19 protein-coding genes and 1 tRNA gene are annotated in these 21,925 nt (G+C 56.0%); 7 read left to right on the top strand and 13 right to left on the bottom strand.

Annotation, left to right across the window (positions count from 1 at the left end):
- Positions 1-449 precede the first annotated feature (449 nt).
- From AC6I8P_RS07375 to AC6I8P_RS07345, 7 genes are all read right to left on the bottom strand, one after another.
- The gene (locus AC6I8P_RS07375) at positions 450-2,231 is read right to left on the bottom strand and encodes a thiamine pyrophosphate-requiring protein (RefSeq protein WP_498031094.1); all 1,782 of its coding nucleotides are present in this window, start codon (positions 2,229-2,231) and stop codon (positions 450-452) included.
- Positions 2,232-2,357: 126 nt separating this feature from the next.
- Complete coding sequence (locus AC6I8P_RS07370; RefSeq protein ID WP_477530051.1) at positions 2,358-3,197, bottom strand: GNAT family N-acetyltransferase; 840 nt, start codon at positions 3,195-3,197, stop codon at positions 2,358-2,360.
- 93 nt (positions 3,198-3,290) lie between these two features.
- Positions 3,291-4,250 carry an HTH-type transcriptional regulator Cbl gene (gene cbl, locus AC6I8P_RS07365; protein ID WP_021509789.1) on the bottom strand — a complete coding sequence of 320 codons (960 nt, stop codon included), beginning with the start codon at positions 4,248-4,250 and terminating at the stop codon, positions 3,291-3,293.
- Positions 4,251-4,587: 337 nt separating this feature from the next.
- Positions 4,588-5,505: a nitrogen assimilation transcriptional regulator NAC gene (nac, locus tag AC6I8P_RS07360; RefSeq protein WP_058757341.1), complete on the bottom strand. Its 918-nt coding sequence runs from the start codon at positions 5,503-5,505 to the stop codon at positions 4,588-4,590.
- 457 nt (positions 5,506-5,962) lie between these two features.
- On the bottom strand, positions 5,963-6,994 hold the full coding sequence (locus tag AC6I8P_RS07355) for an ABC transporter permease (protein WP_058777949.1): 1,032 nt from the start codon (positions 6,992-6,994) through the stop codon (positions 5,963-5,965).
- A gap of 14 nt (positions 6,995-7,008) precedes the next feature.
- Complete coding sequence (locus AC6I8P_RS07350; protein WP_021509786.1) at positions 7,009-8,493, bottom strand: sugar ABC transporter ATP-binding protein; 1,485 nt, start codon at positions 8,491-8,493, stop codon at positions 7,009-7,011.
- Positions 8,494-8,525: 32 nt separating this feature from the next.
- Positions 8,526-9,449, bottom strand: a complete 924-nt coding sequence (locus AC6I8P_RS07345; protein WP_104093152.1) for a sugar ABC transporter substrate-binding protein — start codon at positions 9,447-9,449, stop codon at positions 8,526-8,528.
- A gap of 507 nt (positions 9,450-9,956) precedes the next feature.
- On the opposite strand from AC6I8P_RS07345, the gene AC6I8P_RS07340 reads away from it, so the two are divergent.
- The 3 genes from AC6I8P_RS07340 to AC6I8P_RS07330 all read left to right on the top strand — a co-directional run bounded on the left by AC6I8P_RS07340 (position 9,957) and on the right by AC6I8P_RS07330 (position 11,570).
- A tRNA-Asn gene (locus AC6I8P_RS07340) sits at positions 9,957-10,032 on the top strand.
- 303 nt (positions 10,033-10,335) lie between these two features.
- Positions 10,336-11,181: a DUF3289 family protein gene (locus AC6I8P_RS07335; RefSeq protein WP_498031093.1), complete on the top strand. Its 846-nt coding sequence runs from the start codon at positions 10,336-10,338 to the stop codon at positions 11,179-11,181.
- Complete coding sequence (locus AC6I8P_RS07330) at positions 11,178-11,570, top strand: DUF943 family protein (protein ID WP_260640445.1); 393 nt, start codon at positions 11,178-11,180, stop codon at positions 11,568-11,570. Before AC6I8P_RS07335 ends, AC6I8P_RS07330 begins: the two co-directional genes overlap by 4 nt.
- A gap of 159 nt (positions 11,571-11,729) precedes the next feature.
- Here the strand turns inward: AC6I8P_RS07330 and AC6I8P_RS07325 are convergent, their stop codons facing one another.
- Complete coding sequence (locus tag AC6I8P_RS07325) at positions 11,730-12,620, bottom strand: SDR family oxidoreductase (RefSeq protein WP_477530050.1); 891 nt, start codon at positions 12,618-12,620, stop codon at positions 11,730-11,732.
- Between the two features lie 99 nt (positions 12,621-12,719).
- Between AC6I8P_RS07325 and AC6I8P_RS07320 the strand changes: the two genes are divergently transcribed.
- On the top strand, positions 12,720-13,655 hold the full coding sequence (locus AC6I8P_RS07320) for an AraC family transcriptional regulator (protein ID WP_477530049.1): 936 nt from the start codon (positions 12,720-12,722) through the stop codon (positions 13,653-13,655).
- A 21-nt stretch (positions 13,656-13,676) separates the two neighbouring features.
- Here the strand turns inward: AC6I8P_RS07320 and AC6I8P_RS07315 are convergent, their stop codons facing one another.
- The 4 genes from AC6I8P_RS07315 to AC6I8P_RS07300 form a co-directional block, all read right to left on the bottom strand.
- Positions 13,677-14,438 carry an SDR family oxidoreductase gene (locus tag AC6I8P_RS07315; protein ID WP_477530048.1) on the bottom strand — a complete coding sequence of 254 codons (762 nt, stop codon included), beginning with the start codon at positions 14,436-14,438 and terminating at the stop codon, positions 13,677-13,679.
- Positions 14,439-14,609: 171 nt separating this feature from the next.
- Positions 14,610-15,263 (bottom strand): methionine ABC transporter permease, encoded by a 654-nt coding sequence (locus AC6I8P_RS07310; RefSeq protein WP_125310077.1) that lies wholly within the window; start codon positions 15,261-15,263, stop codon positions 14,610-14,612.
- Positions 15,244-16,368, bottom strand: coding sequence for a methionine ABC transporter ATP-binding protein (locus AC6I8P_RS07305; RefSeq protein WP_498031092.1), 1,125 nt, complete (start codon positions 16,366-16,368; stop codon positions 15,244-15,246). The genes AC6I8P_RS07310 and AC6I8P_RS07305 overlap by 20 nt, the downstream gene beginning before the upstream one ends.
- A gap of 11 nt (positions 16,369-16,379) precedes the next feature.
- The gene (locus AC6I8P_RS07300; RefSeq protein ID WP_264442907.1) at positions 16,380-17,207 is read right to left on the bottom strand and encodes a MetQ/NlpA family ABC transporter substrate-binding protein; all 828 of its coding nucleotides are present in this window, start codon (positions 17,205-17,207) and stop codon (positions 16,380-16,382) included.
- Between the two features lie 212 nt (positions 17,208-17,419).
- Between AC6I8P_RS07300 and AC6I8P_RS07295 the strand changes: the two genes are divergently transcribed.
- The 3 genes from AC6I8P_RS07295 (at position 17,420) to AC6I8P_RS07285 (ending at position 20,378) form a co-directional block, all read left to right on the top strand.
- Complete coding sequence (locus tag AC6I8P_RS07295; protein ID WP_021509768.1) at positions 17,420-18,061, top strand: TetR/AcrR family transcriptional regulator; 642 nt, start codon at positions 17,420-17,422, stop codon at positions 18,059-18,061.
- 78 nt (positions 18,062-18,139) lie between these two features.
- A complete protein-coding gene (locus tag AC6I8P_RS07290) occupies positions 18,140-19,522 on the top strand; it encodes a D-arabinono-1,4-lactone oxidase (protein ID WP_498031091.1) in 1,383 nt (460 codons plus the stop codon).
- Positions 19,523-19,550: 28 nt separating this feature from the next.
- Positions 19,551-20,378, top strand: coding sequence for a glycosyltransferase family 8 protein (locus AC6I8P_RS07285; RefSeq protein ID WP_282995959.1), 828 nt, complete (start codon positions 19,551-19,553; stop codon positions 20,376-20,378).
- 362 nt (positions 20,379-20,740) lie between these two features.
- Here AC6I8P_RS07285 and AC6I8P_RS07280 read toward each other — a convergent pair whose 3' ends face one another.
- Entirely contained in the window at positions 20,741-21,763 is a 1,023-nt protein-coding gene (locus AC6I8P_RS07280) for an LLM class flavin-dependent oxidoreductase (RefSeq protein WP_498031090.1), read from the bottom strand.
- Between the last annotated feature and the right edge of the window lie 162 nt (positions 21,764-21,925).

Here is a 21,925-nt window from a genome sequence, read left to right as displayed (position 1 = left end):
TGCACAGCTGCCCGAATGCGCAATGAATTGCGCCGCTACGACTTGTGCGGCATTTTATTTCGGCACCACCATCCTGCACATATTGTAGCGGCGCGATTTATCGCGCTGAGTTAAACATTGCACAGCTGCCAGAATGCGCAATGAATTGCGCCGCTACGATGCGTACGGCATTGTAGTTCTGCACCACCATTTTGCACACATTGTAGCGGCGCGATTTATCGCGCTGAGTGAAACGCTGCACAGCTGCCCGAATGCGCAATGAATTGCGCCGCTACGATTCGTGCGGGATTGAATTTTTGCACTACTATCCTGCACACATTGTAGCGGCGCGATTTATCGCGCCAGGTTAACCATTCCACAACTGCCAGAATGCGCAATGAATTGCGCCGCTGCGATTCGTGCGGGATTGAATTTTTACACCACCATCCTGCACACATTGTAGCGGCGCGCTAACCCTTGCTGTGCAGCAACTGGCTGGCGGTGTCGCTAATCACCTGCGCCATGCCGCGGTCGCCCTTCGCCATTGACGACATAAAGGCTGCGGCCTGCTTAAGCGTGATATGCGGCGGCAGCGGGGCCACTTCCGGATCGGTTTTAACCTCCAGCACTACCGGTCGGGTGGCGCTGAGCGCCTGCTGCCACGCCGTCGCCAGATCCTCCGGCCGGTCGACATAGATGCCCTGCAAACCGAGGCTGTCGGCAAAGCGCGCATACTGCACATCCGGCAGCTGCTGCGAAGCTTCAAAGCGCGGATTGCCTTCCATCACCCGCTGTTCCCAGGTGACCTGATTGAGATCCTGATTATTGAACACGCAGACAATCAGGCGCGGATCGGCCCACTGCTGCCAGTATTTCTGAATGGTGATCAGCTCGGCGAGGTTGTTCATCTGCATCGCCCCGTCGCCCACCAGCGCCACCACTGGCTGAGTGGGAAAGGCAAATTTCGCGGCGATGGCAAACGGGACGGCGGCCCCCATGCAAGCTAGCCCACCCGACAGCGTGGCGCGCTGGCCCTGCTTCACCCGATAATCGCGCGCAAACCAGTTGGCGCAGGAGCCCGAGTCCGAGGTGACAATCGCATCTTCCGGCAGCTGCGGGGACATCTCCCACACCACGCGCTGCGGATTGACCGGGTTGGCGGGTGCCATGGCGCGCTGTTCCATCAACGTCCACCAGTCGCGCACCTGTACCGCGATCTCCTCCTGCCAGTGGCGATCCGCTTTATGCGTCAGTAACGGCAACAGCGCACGCAGGGTCTCTGCCGCGTCGCCATGCAGATTGACCTCGCACGGATAGCGCAGCCCCAGCATCGCCGGATCGATATCGATTTGTACCGCGCGCACTTTACCTTCCGGCGGCAGAAATTCGGTCCACGGAAAACCGCTGCCAATCATCAGTAAAGTGTCGCAATTCTGCATCAGCTCCCACGACGGTTTGGTGCCGAGCAGGCCAATCGAGCCGGTGACGAAAGGCGCATCGTCCGGCAGCACGTCTTTGCCCAGCAGCGCTTTGGCTACGCCCGCGCCGAGCACATTGGCAATTTGCACCACTTCAACCGCAGCACCGCGCGCACCAGCACCGATCAGCACCGCGACTTTTTTGCCGGCGTTAAGCACTTCTGCGGCGCGACGCAAATCCTCGTCGTAGGGCACAATCTTCGGCCGCTGATAGCCCGGCCCGGAATGGGTAAATCCGTGCGCATGCTGCGGTGGCTGCCAGTTCTCATCCTGCAGATCTTTCGGCAGGATGATCACCGCGACGCCGTTCTGCGCTTTGGCAATGCGCACGCCACGATCGACCAGATGCTGGACCTGCGCCGGCGCTGCCGCTTCCTGCACAAAGTTCGCCACATCGGCGAAGATGCGGTCTAAATTCATCTCCTGCTGGTAGCTGGCGCCGCGCGCGGTGGTTTCCGCCTGGCCGGCAATCGCCAGCACCGGCGCGTGATCCATTTTGGCATCATACAGGCCGGTGAGCAGATGGGTGGCACCGGGCCCGCCGGTCGACAGACAGACGCCGAGCTCACCGGTAAATTTGGCGTGACCGGCAGCCATAAAGGCCGCCATCTCTTCATGTCGCACCTGAATAAATTCGATGCCTGCACCGGCTTTATTGGCCCGCTGGATAGCGCCCAGCACGCCGTTGATGCCATCGCCCGGATAGCCATAAATGCGCGTGACGCCCCATGCCTGCAGGCGTTCAACAAAGAAATCGCTGGTTTTCTTGCTCATGACGGGCTCTCCCTTAGACGTTTGCAATAAACGTTAAGGGTAGCCGACGAAATGGAATGTGACAGATTACGCCTGTTCGGCGACGTTTGCCGCGTCTGGCTTAGAAATCTCCGCCGTTACGCTTAGTTAACCCAGCGCAGGCGAGACCAGCGCGAAAGTCTGCGGCCCGTTAGGTGCCGCTCGCCACGGTGTGCCGTGTACCATCGCATAAGGCGCATCGACCTGCGCCAGCCCAAGGTTGAGCAGCCACGCGCCGAGCCGGGCATCGGGCGTGTCCAGCCGGACAAACTGCTGCGTCAGATCCTGCATCAGCTGCGACACCAGCGCCTGCGCCGCCGCAACATCGTCAGCAATCACCGGACCGATGGTCCAGCCGTGCCCAAAGCGGCGGCGACTGGCAAACCCCTGTAACGTGCCCTGTGCATCCTGCAGCACCACGCTTTGCGCCAGCAGCTGCTGGTGCAGACGCGTTCGCCGCAGCCCGTTCGCCTGATAATCCAGTGCGTCGATGGCGGCGGCATCCGCTTCAACGGCCGGCCGCAGCGTAAGGCCATCCGGTACCATTACCGCAGGCTGCTGCGCCAGCGCGCGCGTCTGATGCTGCGCCACGCGATCGCAGACCTGGAAGCCGAGCTTCTCATACAGCACCTGCCCCATATCGGTGGCGTGCAGCCGCACGTTGCAGCCGGAGAATTTTTCCAGCATTGCCTGCATCACCTGGCGGCCAATACCGCGTCCGCGCGCCTGTTCGCTCACAATCACCAGACCGATAGTGGCGGCGTCCGGCCCCCAGCGCCAGCCAATCGCCCCGCCGAGATAGTCGCCCTGCGCCTCAACCACCACGCCTTCACCCAGGGCGATGAGCTGCTGCCAGTCTTCACGGCGGTGCGCCCAGCCCAGTTGCTGAGTCAGGCGATAACCCGCTTCGGCGTCCGCGAGGGTCATGGCGCGCAATATCGAATTCATTCTGTTCTCCCTGAGAGGCGTTCTGCCCGCCAGCTTGCCACGTCCGTTTGCGGAAGCAAATAAAAAAGGCCCGCACCGGGCCAGAGAGGAAACTCAGATTTGGAAATCGATGGCGGGTTCGTCGTCGGTTTCGTAAGAGAGCGCCTGCCGTTTGATCTCTTCCAGTGACAGGTTAGCGTTACACAGTTCAAGGAACTGCCAGACGTAGTTGCGCTGGAGCTGGCCGCGCTTCAGCCCGAGCCACACGGTGTTGGCATCAAACAGATGGTGAGCATCGATCTTCACCAGGTCTTCGCCATCGTAAATATCGCACGCCTGATCGGCGAGGATACCGACGCCCAGCCCGAGTTCGACATAGGTTTTCACCACGTCAGAATCCTGCGCGCTGAGCACGATATCCGGGCGAAGGCCAGCAGCCTGGAATGCACGGTCCACGCGCGAGCGACCGGTGATCCCCTGACGATAGGTGATCAGCGGATGGCGGCTGAGGCTGGCGAGCGTGACCGGCTGATTCGCCAGCAGCTCGTGATCGTGCGGCACCAGCAGCGAGTGGTGCCAGCTGAACCACGGGAATGCCGCCAGGCTGGTGTTATTCACCAGCTGCTCCGAGGCGATGCCGACATCGGCCTCACCGGCCAGCAGCATGGCGACGATCTCCTGCGGTGAACCCTGATTGAGTTCCAGCCGCACGTTGGGATAGAGCTGGCGAAACGCTTTGATGACGCGCGGCAGGCTATAGCGCGCCTGGGTGTGCGTGGTGGCGATGGTCAGCACGCCGCTGGTCTCATTGGTAAACACATCCGCCAGCCGGCGCACTTTGCCGGCCTCATCAAGGATGCGTTCAGCAATGGTCAGCAGCGCTTTGCCCGGTTCGGTCATGCCTAACAGCCGCTTGCCACGACGAATGAAGATTTCCACGCCCAGTTCATCTTCCAGATCGCGAATATGCCGGCTCACCCCCGATTGTGAGGTAAACAACGTATTGGCGACTTCTGTCAGGTTGAATTCGCAACGGGCTGCTTCGCGTATAATTTTAAGTTGCTGGAAATTCACACCCTTTTCTCCTGTTTCCTGCCCCTGTTTCGTCCATGTTATGAAGTTGGTGTGATTGCAACAAATAATAAAAAACGGTGTGTTATGCGGAATAGTAATAAGCGTGAGATTGGGAATGGGTGCGCTTTGCCGCCCTCACCCCGGCCCTCTTCCATAGGGAGAGGGAGTGGAACGCGCGCAGGTGCGGGTAAATGTGATGCGATTTGCCGCCCTCACCCATGAGGAGAGAGCGGATCGCGCGAGAGTGAGATGGCGTGCCGGGATGAATGGCAGCGCCAGACGGTTCCCTCTCCCGCGAGCGGGAGAGGGTTAGGGTGAGGGGAAAAACCTCTCTCTATCAACCCACTAACATCAGCTCGCGCTCTTCCACCATCGGCTTATTCAGCAGCGACAGCAGGATATTTTTTACCGCCTGCGCCGATGGCGACAGCGGCAGGCGCGCTGAGACGTTCAGCGACAGCGGCAGATTCAGCGATGGACTGTTAATGCGCGCCATCCACGCATGCGTTGAACTCACCAGCGCGCGTGCCGCCGATTCCGGCAGTACGGTGACGCCCATGCCGCTCGACACCGCCGCGGTTAAGGTTGAGATCGACTCAATTTCACCGATTATTTTCGCACTCAGGCGACGCAGCGAGAACGCTTCGTCCACGCGTTTGCGCACGGCGCTGTAGTCACGCGGCAGGAACAGGTTCATCTGTGCCACGTCAGCCAGATCCACCGTAGCCCCCGGACAGGCCGTCGCCCCTACCAGATACAGCTCCTCTTTCATCAGCGGAATGCTGTTGATACCGGCAGTCGGCGCGCGATCGTACAGCACGGCCATATCCAGCTGGCCATTCATCACTTTCTCATTAAGTGAAGTGCCGCTGTTCTCGTGCAGATAGACCAGCACATCAGGATATTGCTCGCGCACCGTTTGCAGCAGCGGCATGGTGAGCGAAGAGGCTGCCGTGCCCGGCGCGAGGCCAATCGATACCTGACCATTGAGCGCCTGGCCAGCGTTGATCACCGCTGTCTGCGCCTGTTCGCACTGGCGCAGGATGGTGCGTGCGTGAGCATAAAGAATTTTACCGGCTTCGGTTGGCGTTACGCCGCGCTTGGTGCGGATCAGCAACTGCTGGTCGAGTTCGTTCTCCAGCGTCGCCACCTGTTGGCTGAGTGCAGGTTGTGCGATATGCAGGACTTCTGCTGCCTGCGTCAGGCTGCCGATATCGACGATTTTTACAAAGTATTTCAGTCGTCTTAAGTTCATATTGCCTCCGTCACGGATCCCCGAATGCCCAAATGATGAGTTCTCAGCCTGCTGGCTTGTGACAAAGAAATTGCAATATGCAGGCCAGGTTTGATCTTTACCCGGCGGGCACTGACCAGAATTTTCCTAACGAACGGGAAAATAAGCGTTTCTGATTACCCCGAATGGGTTAATAAGTGCCGCACATGACCCATAACGTTTATCCGCTGGCGATGACGCACCCTGATGGTGCAACATTTGCGAGGCAGATGTGCAAAAAAGTGATGACTCCGCGTGCTGCAGTGGTGCAAAACGGGCAGAAAATGTACGGATTGCGGGGGCAGAAAGGAGAATAAAGAGAAATTGCGCGGTGGCTATCAGTGGGAAAACTTATTGTGTCTGACGATGCCGGCAGCCCGGCAGCGTGCAATTACCGCCTTAACCCTGCTCCTCTCCCGAAAGAGAGGAGCAGAACGGGTTAGCGTTTTTTGCGGTTGCGGTGCATATCAATTGAAACCGCCGCGACGATGATCATCCCTTTGATGATGTCCTGCACGTAAGCATCGACGCCAACAAAGGTAAAGCCACTTTTGATTAAACCGAGGATCACTGCGCCGATCAGCGTGCCGGTAATCCGCCCGACGCCGCCCATCAGGCTGCTGCCACCGATAACTGCGGCGGCGATGGCGTCGAGTTCATACGCCATCCCCATGCTCGACTGACCGCTGCTGACGCGCGCCGCCAGCACCACTCCCGCCAGACCCGAGAGCGCCCCGGCGATGGTATACACGATGATCAGGTATTTATTAACGTTGATGCCCGATACTTTGGCGGAGGTCATGTTGCCGCCAATCGCATAGACATATTTGCCGTAGCGGGTGTGTTTGAGTGCGATGTGGAACAGGAAGGCGACCACCAGGAAGATAATCACCGGCATCGCGCCCTGACCGATGGAGGTGAAACCGTCCGACAGGAAGCTGATCGGGTTGCCCTGGGTATAATATTGTGCCAGACCGCGCGCCGACACCATCATACCGAGCGTGGCGATAAACGGCGGAATGCCGGTTTTGGTGATGAGCACACCGTTGACCACGCCGCACAGCAGGCCGACGCCGATGCCGGCGACGATCGGGATGGCGGCGGGCAGATTGACCAGTGACGGATACATCGGCGACAGGCTGTCAGACGTCTGCGCCAGGCTGGCGGCAACCACCGCCGTCAGGGCGATAACAGAACCGGACGACAGGTCGATACCGGTAGTAATAATGACCTGGGTGACGCCGACGGCGATAATACCGATGATCGCTACCTGCAGCACAATCAGCACTAAACGGTTGGTGTTGAGCAAAAATGACTGGTCACGCACGTACCAGCCGGCTATTTCAAAAATCAGCGCAATGCCTAACATCACGACAAAGATACCGGTGTCTTTCGGCAGTTTATGGCGCAGATTGCCGAAGAAAGAACTCTGTTCGGTGGCCTGCGGGGCCGTTACTTTTACGTTACTCATAGGGGTCTCGTGCCTCACTCGGATGCCAACGACAAAATGGTTTCCTGGTCGGCCTCTTCTTTATCGAGGATGCCGGTTATACGTCCGCCGTGCATCACCATCACCCGGTCGCTCATGCCGAGAATCTCCGGCAGCTCAGAGGACACCATGATGATGGCCACGCCACGGTTAGCCAGTTCACTGATCAGGCGGTAGATTTCGGCTTTGGCGCCAACATCAATGCCGCGGGTTGGTTCATCGAGGATCAGAATCTTCGGTTGCGCCAGCAGCCAGCGCGCAATCAGCACCTTCTGCTGGTTACCGCCGCTGAGGTTATTAATGATCTGATCCATGGTCGGCGTTTTAATATTGAGTTTGCGGATCTGCTCCATGCAGTCCTGCGCCATCTTCATGTGGCTAACGAAACCGCTTTTGCCGATGTAATCGGGCATATTGACGATGCTCATGTTCTCCAGCACCGACAACACCAGAAACAGCCCAGACTTTTTGCGGTCTTCGGTGAGAAATGCCATGCCCTTCTCAATCGCCGTCGACGGCGAGTCGATTTTCACCGGCACACCATCAATCAGCACTTCACCGCTGTCGAAGCTTTCCATGCCGAACAGGCTCTCCATCACCTCGCTGCGTCCGGCACCCACCAGCCCGGCCACGCCGAGGATCTCGCCTTTGCGCACGCTGAAGCTGACATCGGTAAAGCGATCTTTGCAGGTCAGGTTGCGCACCGTCAGCACTTCTTCGCCGATGGCGCTATTGAATTTAGGGAACAACTGCGTCAGTTCGCGTCCCACCATCTGGGTGATCAGCGACTGACGGGTAAAGGCGGTGGTGCTGTTGCTGCCGACCCAGGTGCCGTCGCGGAAGATGCTGATCTCATCGGTGATGGCGAAAATTTCATCCATTTTATGGCTGATATAGATGATGGCTTTGCCCTGGGCACGCAGGTCGCGGATGATGGTGAACAGATGCGCCACTTCGGTTTCCGTCAGCGCCGAGGTCGGTTCATCCATAATCACGATGTCGGAGTTCCACGACACCGCTTTGGCAATTTCCACCATCTGCTGGGACGCAATGCTGAGCTCGCCGACCAGCCGATCGGCTTTCAGACGGATATTAAGTTTGTTAAGCAGTTCCTGCGTCTGCTGATTGAGCTTGCCGTGATCGACAAAGCCGTATTTCATCGGTTCACGACCGAGCCAGATATTCTCCGCCACGGTCATGTAAGGCACCAGATTCAGCTCCTGGTGAATCATGGAAATGCCGGAACGCAGCGCGTCCATGGTGTCCTGAAACTGCACTGGCTCCCCTTTAATGCGGATGGTGCCCTTATCGGGACGATACATCCCGATAAGGCATTTCATTAAAGTGGATTTGCCCGCGCCATTTTCACCCATCAGGGCATGTACCGACCCCGGCTTAATACGCAGTGAGACATTGTCGAGTGCCTTCACTCCGGGGAAGAACTTGCTGATGCCTTCGGCTTCAAGCGCAAAAGCGGTCATACATCACCTCCGTACGGCTTAAGGGGGAGCGATTATTTCTGGTTACGGTTTTCGAACTGCGTCATGTTGTCTTTGGTGATCAGCTGGTAAGGGATGTTGATGATTTTTTCCACTTTTTCGCCGTTCGCCAGTTTCACCGCAGTCTGTACGGCACCTTCGCCCTGACCTTTCGCATCCTGGAATACGGTGGCAACCATTTTGCCATTCTTCAGCATTTGCAGCGCATCAGGCGTACCGTCCACGCCGGCAATCAGGATGTGGTTCGGGTTTTTACCCAGCGCCTGCAGCGCACCAATCGCCATTTCATCGTTGTTTGAGGCAATAGCCTGGATATCGTCACCGGCGGTCATCCAGTTGCTCACCACGTCTACCGCATCGTTACGCGTAAACTTGGCGGTTTGCTTCTGTACCACCTTAATGCCCGGATATTTGGCGACCACCGCTTCGACGCCTTTAGTACGGTCACGGGTTGATTCGTTCGCCAGGTCGCCCATCAGGATCGCCACGTTGCCTTTGCCGTTCATCGCTTTGGCCAGTGCTTCCATCTGCAGACGGCCCGCCAGTTCAGAGTCGGAGCCGACGTACGCCATCTTGTCGGTCAGCTGACCCGCCGGTTTGCGGTTGACGAATACCAGTGGAATACCGGCTTTGGTCGCGGCATCCATGATCGGCTTCACCGCGTTAGTATCGACCGGGTTAACGACGATGGCGTCGACGCCCTGGCCGATGAAGTTTTGTACCTGCTGCAGCTGCTGAGAGACGTCGCCTTTGGCATCTTCCACCTGGCCTTTCACGTTGTCTTTTTGCATCTCTTTTTGCATGGCTGTGCGCAGGATGGTGAGGAAGTTGTCATCAAACAGCGCCATAGAAACGCCCAGCTGGATATCTTTTGCCATCACAGCGGCAGGTAACATGCAAGCTAACAGGGAAGTCACTAACGCTTTTTTGAATTTCATAGGTAACCCTTCTTATTTGTTAACGTGCTCAGGTTGGCTGAGTCCGCGAATGAAAAATATCTTTTACATTCACTCAACGTCGCTGGCGTTTTTTTTCTGTTCGTAGAGGTAAGGCTTCTGGTCTGACGCTATCGGTACCGTGCTGCTCCTTTTTTCAACATCTTCCTTATCAATATGTTACTTTCGAAAGAAGCGTTGAGCGGACAAAACTCGTTTCGGGCGTGATGATAAGCAGTTCATTTGTTTCATCCTTTCTTCTTTTGAAATTTTCATCATAAAAGCACTGAAATGATTGTTTTAAAATCGGCAAATAACAAAACTTTGACACGCATCTAACATCTCAAAGGAAATGCGTTTAAAGTGAGATCTTGCTGGCAGTTTGAAATCTGCCCATTCAAGGCAGAAAAGCAGCAATCCGCTGCTTTTACGCGCACTTAAACCAGAAGTGTGCGATCGGGCTTTGACAACGGGGATCGGCATCGCTAATATTCGCCTCGTTCCAACGATTCCTCTGTAGTTCAGTCGGTAGAACGGCGGACTGTTAATCCGTATGTCACTGGTTCGAGTCCAGTCAGAGGAGCCAGATTTAAAGAAGCCCGCTCAGGGAAACCTGAGCGGGCTTTTTGTCTTCTGCGTCCCTCCCCCTTCTCCACACCGCCATCCTGCCATGGCTTGCTGGCTGACCAGCGCTGTATTCACCCTGTCCTCAGTCGCAGGCATGTGCTCCCCGGGGATGCTCCGCAAAAACTCTGTGCCGCTTACGGAATTTAATGACCATTTTTTGTTCTGGCACCAGGCAGTGAAGCGGTAAAACCCGCAGCATGGGCAAATCTGCGCATTCATGTGTGTTTCAACAGGGACAAACACCAGCAAGGGAGCACTTTCTATGAGTAATGCTGTATTTCCAGCAACGGTTTTCACCACCCAGCGGCGTTTTAATGATTACTCTTCTGACGACATGCGTTATGGGGATATCCCGGAAGAGAGGCTGAAAAGAGAGTTTGGACTGGTCAACATATCAAACGTGGTGGATCCTTACACCCTGACCCGATTGACTGCCTTTGATACTCCGCAATCGAGGTTCGCAGGGGCATACAATGGCATACACCGTGGTGGCAAACTCAGCGTTGAACAATGCGCGCAACTGCTGTTTGAAGAGATGCAGGTAACCTCTCTGCCTTACTCTTTCAACGGTCCGCACAGATATCTTATCAATCAAATGCTGAGGCATTTTCAGCTTTCACGCGGTTCAGCATTCTATAACGCTCAACTTAATTTAGCGTACCGTGATAAGTTACATTCTGATTATGATGCCAGAAAAACAACGTCGATCATGCGTGAGACCATTGGGTTATTTATTGACTATAACAGCATGGGATTTCCTCAGGAAAAATTAGAGCAATTAACTTCAGCCATTAAATTGTCAATTCTACCGAAATTTGACTCGATGCTACTTGATAAAATCAATGGCATGGGGATTACTGTGCATGATGTCCATGCAACGAAAATAGAAATTATCCGTCTTAATGTTAACAACGCTGGATGGCGTGCGAGTATCAAATTTTCCGGGCAAGATCATTTTGGGCTTGACGCCCGTGATATAGGTAAGCAAAAATTCAGCCAGTTCCAGTTTTTCAAAATCTGGTTTGTCTTGCAACATTTTGACAGATTCGGCTTCCGTCCATTTCTGACTAACATGGAAGCGGTGATCGATATCGAGGGAAAGCGATGATGCGTAAGTTAGTTATTCCAGCCCTGGTGATAGCTTTATGCAGCCTCATTTATCTTTCTTTCGGAAATGATAAAGTTTCTGTTATTGATGCTCATTATGATGGCAACACAGCACAGATTATTGTTAATAATTTACCTTCCGCTGAATCCAGAAAAATTGAATGGTGGACAAATAATCGTGAAAAAATACTGGATAAATATAACATTCCATCTGGAAATAACACGCCATTCCTGATTGCTATTTATGCTTTGGGAAAAGGCTATCAAGCGCAAGGTAACGAAGACAGGCTTTGCTTCTCTGATATGAAACCGCCAAAAAATTGTATCGACAAAAATATTCTTATGATGATTTGGCGTACCCGCGAGGGCGGCGTTAAATATCAATTTTAATATCCGGCCAGATTGAAAGAAGCCCGCTCAGGCAAAGCTGAGCGGGCTTTTTGTTGTGGTGAGTTTGCTGGGCGATGGAGGGTGTCACGCTCCGTAACGCGCCGCAGCCGACAGTCATGCCCTGCGCATCTCTAAGGATGCTGCTGTGCCGCTATGGTTTTACGCTAATCTGAAGTAGCGTTCCAGATCCTGCAGTAAACCCGGATGCGAAGGTTGCCAGCCGGTACGCTGCCGGGTTAGTTCTGCTGATGCACGCATATCCATGGTAACGAACAGCGCCAGCCAGCCAAAGTGGGCACTGGCTTCTTCGCGGGTCAGTTGCACGACAGGAACACCCAGGCCCGCTCCGATGTCTTCGGCAATGTTGCGCAATGAAATGCCCTGTTCCGCAACGGCATGGTAACGCTGGCCAGGCAGCGCTTTTTCAAGCACTGTCCGATAAAGTGAGGCGACATCAGCAACATGCGCCGCAGCCCATTGATTGTTTCCCTCTTCCACATAGGCTGAAACGCCTTTTTCTCGCGCCAGCTGGATTAACGCTGAGACGAACCCCTGCTTTACCTCGTTATGCACTTGTGGCAACCGGATAATGGAAACATTGACGCCACTTTCTGCGACCTGGGCTGCTGCTATTTCGGTCGATTTGCGCGGATTATGCGTCGACGGGTCGTAAAAATCCTCGCTGGCAAGCTGACCCGGTGCGCGACTGCCCATGGCAGCAACTGAAGTGATAAGTAATGGTCGCGTCGAATCCAGTAACCCCTTACCTAAGGCTGCAATTGCCTGTGTTTCCTGCATTACCGTGTCCTGTGGGTGAGCAAAAGCGTGGTCATAAGCGCAGTGGATCACCGCGTCAGCGGCGCGGGCACCCACGGTCAGACTCAGAAGATTCTTCAGTTCGCCCCGGTGCGCGTCCGCGCCAATACGATTGAGACGCTGAACAGTCTGCTCCGAACGAGCCAGTCCGGTGACATGATGACCCGCCTGAATCAGCTCAGCGGCGATCGCCATACCGATAAACCCGCTTGCACCTGTTATGAACACTTTCATTACAATCCCCTTATCGATGGTCTGGGACAACAACGTCCCGGTGATAAGCAGATTAAAATATGAATAATGGTACGGTCTCTGCTATAACGAGGTAATTTTATGCAGATCGTACGGAATTTTATGGATCCACTTTCCGAAGTGCTTACTCTGCTCAGATTGCAGGGGGCTATCTCAGGCGGTTTTCCAGTGGAAGCACAGACCGCGCTGGTGTTTGCGCCTCATCAGGGCATCAAATGCTACTGTGTCGTGGAAGGTAGCTGCTGGGTAGCGGTTGACGGAATCCAGCAGCCTCTGTTACTGGAAACCGGCGACTGTGTATTTCTCACCTCTGGCAAATCCTTTAGTCTGGCCACCCATCCCGCGGCTAAAAGACAGCCTTTTGTACCGCCCGACAGCGAAACGGGCGCGCTGACGCAGGTCGCGCCCGATCAGGGTGCTTTTATTCTCGGCGGTCGATATACCTTCGATAGCGCACTGGCAGATATCCTGCTGCAGGCTCTGCCAGCGATCATTCCTGTCAGGCAGGGTACGGGGACCAACATTATGCGCAGTGCGATGGAATGCCTGAGAGAGGAGATACAAACTTCGCAGCCAGGCAGCGTTTTACTCTCGCAGCAACTGGTGCAGATCATGCTGGTGCAGGCGCTCAGGGTATTTCTTCAGCAGGAAGGTGAAGAGCGTATTGGCTGGCTATTTGCCCTTTGCGATCCCCAACTCAAAGCCGCACTTAATTTAATGCATGCCGATCCCGCTTTCCCGTGGACGTTGCAGGAACTGGCCCATCGGACGGGGATGTCGCGTACGGTATTCGCGAAAAAATTTAAAACCAGGGTGGGGATGACGCCGATGCGATACCTGTCGAAATGGCGAATGCTGCTGGCAGGCGAGCGCCTGAGAAGCTCGCGCGAACCTATTTCGCAGATTTCATTTTCTGCCGGATATGATACGGAAAGCGCATTTGGACGCGCGTTTAAAAAAGAGTGGGGATGCTCTCCGCGAGAGCATCGTCAACAGCAACAAAACGCCACGTTGTGAGTAGATATTGCACTATCAGGCTTAATTATTTTGCCCCGCGAGGCGATCGTTAAACGCCTGATAAAAGGCAGTATAATCTTTGCGAGCGGCAAAGCGCTGAGGCTTAACTCTTTCAACCAGCACCTCGGCAGTGTCCGGCTGTTCCTGCAATATTTGCAGCGTTTCCTGCATATACTCCGCCAACGGCATCGCTGCCGGATTCGTTGCGTGCTGCCTGCCCATTAATTCAGTTTGTACCAGCGGCGGAACCAGTTCCGTTACCTGAATGGCGGTATCACGCAATTGATAGCGCAGACTCTGCGTCCAGGAGTGAATTGCCGCTTTGGTGGCACAATACGCAGGGGTAAGCGACAGGGGCACAAAAGCGAGACCGGAAGAAACGGTCAGAATAGCGGCGCGGGGTTGCGCCAGAAAATGTTCAATTAGCGCAGCCGTTAAGCGAATCGGTCCTAATAAATTGGTGGTGATTTCTGCTTCAGCCACAGTGACGTCACCCCTTTTCAGATCTTCCCTGCGCATAATGCCGGCGTTATGGATCACCACGTTCAGTGCCGGCCAGCGCTGAATGACAGTTTGCGCACCGCTGAGAATTGAATCATGACTATCCATATCCATTACGATGGCGTGCATGCCAGGATTGGCTGCGATAGTTTCATCCAGTACCTCTTTTCGCCTGCCAGCAATAATAACCTGATTACCTGCAGCCAAAAGCGCTTCAGCCATAGCACGTCCTATGCCTGAACCGCCGCCGGTGATCAAAATGGTGTTACCGGTTAATTCCATAAAACTCTCCTTAACGTGCAATTAACGATCCGAACGGATATTTGCGATGCGATAAGGAGAGTATATTCAGGTTGCCGATCGGCTACTCTTCAGAAGGTACGTAATACTATGCTGAGAATACCTGCCTGACATGAAAATGTGCCCCGCGCAGAGGAAACGGAAAGATTCCGTTTACCGCCTGTCAATGCGCTGCACCAGCCGATCGCCGAGCCACTGGATACCGCACACCAGCACGATCAGTACGGCGATCACCGCCACCATCACTGCCGTGTCAAAACGCTGATAACCGTAGCGAATCGCCAGATCGCCCAGACCGCCTGCCCCGATGGCACCCGCCATTGCCGAGGCGCCGATCAGCGCCACCAGCGTGACGACAAAACCGGAAAGAATGCCCGGCAGCGCTTCAGGAATCAGCACCTCCCAGACAATACGTAATTTGCTGGCGCCCATGGCACGCACCGCATCAATCAGCCCGCGATCGACATCGCGCAGTGAAACTTCCGCTACCCGGGCAAAATACGGCGTGGCGGTGATCGATAACGGCACAATTGCGGCCCAGGTGCCCAGAGAGGTGCCGACCAGCAGACGGGTAAAGGGAATCAGCGCCACCAGCAGAATAATGAACGGCAGCGAGCGAAAGCCGTTGATCACTACGCCCAGCAGGCGGTTGATGCTCCGGTTTTCAGCAATGCCGCCCGGGCTGGTGGTCACCAGAATCAGTCCCAGCGGTAATCCGGCCAGCAGCGAAAACAGGCCGGCCACCGCCGTCATCAGCAGCGTTTCACCCAACGCACTGAGCAGTAAATCAATCATCACTGGCGACATAACCGACCAACTCCACCTGTGCCTGCTGCGCACGCAGCCAGCTGAGAACCTGATACTCATCGGCAGCGTTGGCGGCCGGGAGCGCAATAAAGAAACGCACTACCGCGTAGTGCTGAATGTGGTCGATGCCCCCCTGCAGCAGGCGAAATTTACCCGGCAGAGCGCTGGCAAACTGCGTCAGCAAATCCCCCTGCGCCGCCACGCCAGCAAAGTGAACGCTATAGATCGCCTCACCTTCACGCTGTTCGCTGAGCCGCGCTGCGAGATTCTCCGGCAGCTGCGGCAGCAGCCCGCGCAGCAGCGTGCGCGTCAGCGCGGATTGCGGATGGGCAAACACCTGCCACACCGGGCCCTGCTCGACAATCTCCCCGGCATCGATAACGGCCACGCGATGCGCCACGGATTTGATCACCTCCATCTCATGCGTGATCAGCAAAATGGTGATACCAAGCTGCTGATTGAGCGATTTCAGCAGCGCGAGAATCGAGCGGGTGGTTTCCGGATCGAGCGCCGACGTGGCTTCGTCACACAGCAGCAGCGCCGGGCTGGCGGCCAGCGCTCGGGCAATGCCGACGCGCTGTTTTTGTCCACCGGAGAGCGCCGCCGGATAGTGTCCGGCCTTGTCGCTCAACCCCACCAGCGCCAGCAGTTTCGCTACGCGCTGGTTGCGCTGCGCCTTTTCCATGCCGGCTATTTTCAGCGGCAGCGCCACATTCTGTGCCACGGTTTTTGCCGACAGCAGATTGAAGTGCTGAAACACCATGCCGACGCGACTGCGCACCGCCTGCAGCTGCTGTTCCGACAGACCGGTAATACGCCGCCCTTCAATCTCGATTACGCCTTCGTCGGGCTGCTCCAGCCCGTTGAGACAGCGAATCAGCGTCGATTTTCCGGCGCCGCTGCGCCCAATCAGGCCAAGGATTTCGCCTTTTTGCACCGTCAGTGAGACATTGCGCAGCGCCTGTGTCTGGCCGAAACGGCGCGACACGCCCTGCAAACGCACCACGTTGCTGTGCTGCGCCACGCGATCGCGTACTGTTGCCTCTTCGATCACGCCGCGCGCCACGGCGGTCAGGGGCACGGTGGCCTCGGAAAATAGCGTCATGGATGGGTTCCTTACCAGGCGGTTTCGCCCGTGCCTTTGTAGACCTTGTCAAACACCGTTTTGACGGCATCGTTCTGGTACGATGCGACCAGGGTTTTCACCCACGGGGCGCTGGCGTTCTCTTTTTTCACCGCGATAAAGTTGTTGTACGGATTGTCTTTCACCGGCTCCTGCGCGATACGATCCGCCGCGGTCAGACCGCTTTTCAGCGCCCAGTCGGTATTGACCACTGCCGCATCGAGATCCGGCACCGAGCGACCAATGATGCCGGAATCCAGCTCTTTGATTTTCAGGTGATGGGGATTGTCAGTGATGTCGGCCGTGGTGGCGGCAATGCCGGCGCCCGGTTTGAGTTTGATCAGCCCCTGTTGCTGCAGCAGCACCAGCCCGCGTGCCTCGTTCGACGGATCGTTAGGCACGCCGATTACCGCTCCCTCTTTCAGAGCGGCGGCGCTTTTCACTTTCTTCGAATAGAGACCGATCGGCCAGACGGCGGTATCGCCGACGCGCACGATATCGTAATGATTGACCTTGATTTGATTATTCAGGAACGGCTGATGCTGGAAGGCATTGGCATCCACTTCACCATTCTGTAACGCTTCGTTGGGCTGATTATAATCATTGAAAATCACGGTTTTCACCGTCAGCCCTTTCGCGGCGGCCTGCTTTATTACTTCACGCCAGACGTCTTCGTCCTCGCCGCTCATGATACCAACCTTCACCGCGGTTTTATCCGCCGCCTGCGCCACTGAAAACGGCGCGACCACGCTGCCGGCAACCAGTAACGCGCCGACGGTTAACAACAATTTATTTTTGGCTGATACAAAGCGTGTGTGCATAAATTATTTCCTGAGTGTTATTATTACGCGAGTCAAAATAAGCTGCCGTGATCGACAGATACGCGCAGTATACGCAGTTGCTTATTCCAGCATTATGATTTATCCGGGAATGCTATTCCTGAAATGAATAAAGCCATGCCGCCGCTCATCGCGCCAAAAGGCCCCGGGCGGCTGTGCTACCATGCCTGTTTGATTGACCGTTATTGAGCGCTATGTCGGATACCACACCCAAACGTAAAAATGACCCGGAAGGGTTGAAAAAACGCATCCTCGCGGGTGCGCTGCAAACCTTCGCCGAATACGGTATGCAGGGCGCGCGAATGGAGCAGATTGCTGAACTGGCACAGACCACCAAGCGCATGGTGGTGTATCACTTCATCAACAAAGAGAAGCTGTATATTGAGGTGCTGGAGCAGGTGTATCAGGCGATCCGCCAGCATGAAACCGGCCTGAATCTTACTACGCTGGAGCCGGAAGAGGCGATGATCAAACTGGTGGAAGCCAGTTTTGACTATCACGTCACGCATCCCGATTTTATGCGCCTGGTGTGTACAGAAAACCTGCTGCGCGGGCGTTACATCATGCAGTCTGAGCGCATCAAAGCGATGAACAAAAGTACCCTCGATTTGCTGGATGACATCCTGTCCCGCGGCCAGCGTCAGGGCATCTTTATCGACGGCCTGGATACCGTGGACGTACACCGCCTGCTCAGCAGTATTTGTGTGCATCACGTCTCCAACCGCTACACCTTCCACACGCTGTTTACCCCCCACGACAGTGAAGAGGACAGTATTCGCCGCAACCGTCAGCTGGCGGTGACGGCCACGCTGCGCTATATCCGCAAAGCCCCGTAATCTGCGGGTTCGCTGTGATGGTCTACGCTTGATCAAATAAACGGGACCGTGACAGACCTCAGATTAAGGAACGCTGCAGTGAAGAAAGATGCTCTCCTCTATCCGTTACGCAACACGCAAAATACCGATGACACGCCTGCGCTATGGAACTGGGCGCAGAATTCGGTAGTTGGCCAGCGCCAGCAGTTGCATCAGCCGCGTAGTGAAGCCGAGCTGCAACAGCTGTTGCGCGACTCGCACGGCAAAGTGCGCGTGCTCGGCAGCCGTTTGTCGCCCGGTCGCATGCTGTGCGTACAGCCGCAGGACGTACTGCTGGATCTCAGTGCGCTGCACGGCATCCTCGCTCAGGATGAAGAGAGCGTCACGTTTGCCGCGGGCACGCCGCTGCAGCAGGTGTATGACAGCCTGACAAAGATGGATCGCATGCTCGCCTCCTCGCCCGGCGTGATAGCGGTGCAGACGCTGGCCGGCGCGCTGGCAACCGGCACCCACGGTCAGGGTCTGGCACAGAGTTCGCTGGCAGACGAAGCACTGCATATCCGCATGGTGCTGGCCGATGGCAGCGTGCGCGAGTTTCAGCGCGGTGACGCCGATTTCCCGGCGGCGATGGTGTCGCTTGGCGCGCTCGGCATCGTCACCGCCATTACCTTGCGCACTCAGCCATTTCGCCTGTTTACCTGCCATAAATTCGCGGCATCTGCCGATTCACTGGAGCAGGATTTGCTGACGTGGAATGAGCAGCACGAACTCAGCAAAGCCTGGTGGTTTGTCGATGACAACCTGATGCATGTCTGGAACGCCGATGTCGCCAGTGCGGAAGACACCCAGGCGTGGTACGACCATCAGCGCGAAGTGATTGAGCACGGCGATCAGGCCGACAGCAGCCTGAACGACACCATCGATCAGACGCTGGAACACATGCATCGCGACACGCAGATTCACGGTAAAGGCGGCAAACAGTTCCGTACCGTCACCCGCTTCCGTGACTTCACCGACATCAGCGGCGATATTTACCAGCTGTTTTGTCGTGGTATCGCCGTACCGCAGATCAACGTTGAGATTGGCGTGCCGCTGGCCAAAACGCCGGAAATTATTGGCAAGATCAAAGCCTGGTACGCACAGAATCGACCGCACATGCACTATCCCATCATCCTGCGCTGCACCGGCGCTTCACAGGCGTGGATGAGCCCGGCGCATCAGCAGCCGACCTGCTTTTTTGGTTTTGTGGTGTATTACGCGGATGACGGCTCGCTGTCGCAGGACGGACTGCATTTCCTCACCGAAGTGGAAAAACTGCTGGCGGCAGAAGGTGGACGTCCGCACTGGGGTAAATATTACGATCCGCAGCGCTATCAGTGGCGCGCCATCTATCCGCAGTGGGATGCGTTTCGTGCGGTACGTGAACAGCTGGATCCGACGCACCGCTTTAGCAATGACTATGTCACGGCTTTGTTTGATTGAGTTTGATTGATTTTGATGGGGAGAAGCTATGTACGCCTGGGTAACGCTGTTAACGCAGCCGGAATATTATGTCGGGGTGAAAGCGCTGCATCGCTCACTCAAACGCAGCGAAACGCGCTGGCCGCTGATTGTGATGGTCACCGATGCCATCGATCTGAGCATGCGCGAAGCATTACAGGCGCTGGGCTGCGTGATCCATCCGGTCCAGCCGCTGATGCCGGACGCCGCGCTGGAGCAGCATTATGCCTCGGCACAGTTTGGTGAAGTGTGGAGCAAGCTGCGCGCCTGGGAGCTGACCGGCTGCGAGCGCGTGGTGTTTCTTGATGCCGATATGCTGGTGCTGCGCAACATGGATGAGCTGTTTACGCTTGACCTCGGCAAGCATGCGCTGGCGGCCTGTCACGCCTGCCGCTGCAACCCGAATCAAATCGCCAGCTATCCTGACAGCTGGCAGCCGGAGCATTGTCACTACACCTGGCAGGCGCGCGGTGAAACGCCGCCCGCCGATCTTGATAACTATCTCAACGGCGGCTTTCTGGTGCTGCAGCCGGATCAGGCGGTATTCGACTGGCTGCAGCAGAAAGTGGCTGAGATTGACGACCTGCGCCGCTATCCGTTCTCCGAACAGGATTTGCTCAATGAGGTGTTTGCCGGACGCTGGCTGCCGCTGCCGTACATTTATAACGCGCTGAAAACCCTGCCGTTCCAGCATGCCGGCTTATGGCATGACGATGAGGTGAAGAATCTGCACTACATTCTCGCCAAACCGTGGAAGCGCGATCTGAACCAGCCAGAGGCGCAGCGCGATCGTTATTACGCGCTGGATAAGCTGTGGTGGGAGCTGGGTGCGGGTTAATGGCTGGTAACGGCGCGATTTATCGCGCAATGGTTGGTCGCCATCAATGGCGACCCTACAGAATCTAAAACGGGTCAAAGCCTTTGCTGAATTTCCCAGGGTGCGCATTTATGCGCATCTGGTAACGGCGCGATTTATCGCGCAATGGTTGGTCGCCATAAATGGCGACCCTACAGGGTTGAATGCGGGTTACAAGGTCTTAGTGCATTCGTGAAGGGCGCGTTGTCGCCATCAATGGCGACCCCGCAGAATCTAAAACGGGTCAAAGCCTTTGCTGAATTTCCCAGGTTGCGCATTTATGCGCACCTGGTAGTGGCGCGATTCATCGCGCAATAATTGTGCGCTTCCCTGCGCACTGTCGCTTAACGCCAGCCGAGCTCTGGCGCGACGTGGGTCAGAATGCTGTCGATCACGTGCGCACAATAATCCAAGCCAAGCTGATTAGGGATGGTCAGCAACAGGGTATCGGCTTCCGCAATCGCTTCATCCTGAGCCAGCTGTTTGATCAGCTGCTCCGGCTCTGCGGCATAGCTACGCCCAAAGATGGCGCGGGTTTTCTCATCGAGGAACCCGACGGAATCCTGCTCCTGTCCGCCGCGACCGAAGTAAGCGCGGTCGGTGTCGTTCATCAGGGCAAAAATACTGCGGCTGACCGACACGCGCGGCGCACGCTGATGCCCTGCCGCCTGCCACGCTTCTTTATAGGCGCGGATCTGCTTCGCCTGCTGCACATGGAACGGTTCGCCGGTCTCGTCATCCTTCAGCGTCGAACTCTGCAAATTCATCCCCAGCTGGGCTGCCCAGATCGATGTGGCGTTCGAGCCGGAGCCCCACCAGATACGCTCGCGCAGGCCTTCGGAATAGGGCTCGAGGCGCAGCAGTCCCGGTGGATTCGGGAACATCGGCTGCGGATTGGGTTTGGCAAACCCTTCGCCACGCAGCACTTCCAGCAGCTCTTCGGTGTGACGACGTCCCATATCCGCATCGGTTTCCCCTTCGCGCGGATTAAAGCCAAAGTAGCGGTAGCCTTCAATCACCTGCTCCGGCGAGCCACGGCTCAGGCCGAGCTGCAAACGGCCGTTGGCGATCAGGTCCGCTGCTCCGGCGTCTTCCGCCATATACAGCGGATTTTCGTAACGCATGTCGATCACACCGGTACCAATCTCGATGCGGCTGGTTTTGGCACCGACCGCCGCCAGCAGCGGAAACGGTGAACTCAGCTGGCGGGCAAAGTGGTGTACGCGGAAATAGGCACCGTCGGCACCCAGTTCTTCGGCGGCGACCGCCAGGTCAATCGACTGCAGCAGCACATCCTGCGCCGAACGGGTGGCCGAGTGTGGTGACGGGGTCCAGTGACCGAAAGATAAAAAGCCAATTTTTTTCATGCTAAATGCTCCTCGCGGGCCAGAACGGCGCCGGCGTCATCAATCAGAATTCGATGAGGTAAGGTTACGCCTGTGCGAAGAGGACTGATAGCCAATAGTTTTCGCGCGCTTCTTCAACTTTTTTGCATAACAAAGCAATTTTCCGTCTTTGTGTTTATCACG

The organism is gamma proteobacterium symbiont of Lampromicra miyakona (genome assembly GCF_059730895.1).
Note: the sequence above shows the minus strand (reverse complement) of the source record. Positions and strands in the feature narration are given on the sequence as shown.

Excerpts from the sequence above, each read along its gene's own strand:
- AC6I8P_RS07300 (WP_264442907.1), bottom strand. The coding sequence starts at position 17,207 with ATGCACACACGCTTTGTATCAGCCAAAAATAAATTGTTGTTAACCGTC.
- AC6I8P_RS07305 (WP_498031092.1), bottom strand. The coding sequence starts at position 16,368 with ATGACGCTATTTTCCGAGGCCACCGTGCCCCTGACCGCCGTGGCGCGC.
- AC6I8P_RS07315 (WP_477530048.1), bottom strand. The coding sequence starts at position 14,438 with ATGGAATTAACCGGTAACACCATTTTGATCACCGGCGGCGGTTCAGGC.
- AC6I8P_RS07285 (WP_282995959.1), top strand. The coding sequence starts at position 19,551 with ATGTACGCCTGGGTAACGCTGTTAACGCAGCCGGAATATTATGTCGGG.
- nac (WP_058757341.1), bottom strand. The coding sequence starts at position 5,505 with ATGAACTTAAGACGACTGAAATACTTTGTAAAAATCGTCGATATCGGC.
- AC6I8P_RS07325 (WP_477530050.1), bottom strand. The coding sequence starts at position 12,620 with ATGAAAGTGTTCATAACAGGTGCAAGCGGGTTTATCGGTATGGCGATC.
- AC6I8P_RS07295 (WP_021509768.1), top strand. The coding sequence starts at position 17,420 with ATGTCGGATACCACACCCAAACGTAAAAATGACCCGGAAGGGTTGAAA.
- AC6I8P_RS07375 (WP_498031094.1), bottom strand. The coding sequence starts at position 2,231 with ATGAGCAAGAAAACCAGCGATTTCTTTGTTGAACGCCTGCAGGCATGG.
- AC6I8P_RS07370 (WP_477530051.1), bottom strand. The coding sequence starts at position 3,197 with ATGAATTCGATATTGCGCGCCATGACCCTCGCGGACGCCGAAGCGGGT.
- AC6I8P_RS07310 (WP_125310077.1), bottom strand. The coding sequence starts at position 15,263 with ATGTCGCCAGTGATGATTGATTTACTGCTCAGTGCGTTGGGTGAAACG.
- AC6I8P_RS07350 (WP_021509786.1), bottom strand. The coding sequence starts at position 8,493 with ATGACCGCTTTTGCGCTTGAAGCCGAAGGCATCAGCAAGTTCTTCCCC.
- AC6I8P_RS07330 (WP_260640445.1), top strand. The coding sequence starts at position 11,178 with ATGATGCGTAAGTTAGTTATTCCAGCCCTGGTGATAGCTTTATGCAGC.
- AC6I8P_RS07335 (WP_498031093.1), top strand. The coding sequence starts at position 10,336 with ATGAGTAATGCTGTATTTCCAGCAACGGTTTTCACCACCCAGCGGCGT.
- AC6I8P_RS07355 (WP_058777949.1), bottom strand. The coding sequence starts at position 6,994 with ATGAGTAACGTAAAAGTAACGGCCCCGCAGGCCACCGAACAGAGTTCT.
- AC6I8P_RS07280 (WP_498031090.1), bottom strand. The coding sequence starts at position 21,763 with ATGAAAAAAATTGGCTTTTTATCTTTCGGTCACTGGACCCCGTCACCA.
- AC6I8P_RS07345 (WP_104093152.1), bottom strand. The coding sequence starts at position 9,449 with ATGAAATTCAAAAAAGCGTTAGTGACTTCCCTGTTAGCTTGCATGTTA.
- AC6I8P_RS07320 (WP_477530049.1), top strand. The coding sequence starts at position 12,720 with ATGCAGATCGTACGGAATTTTATGGATCCACTTTCCGAAGTGCTTACT.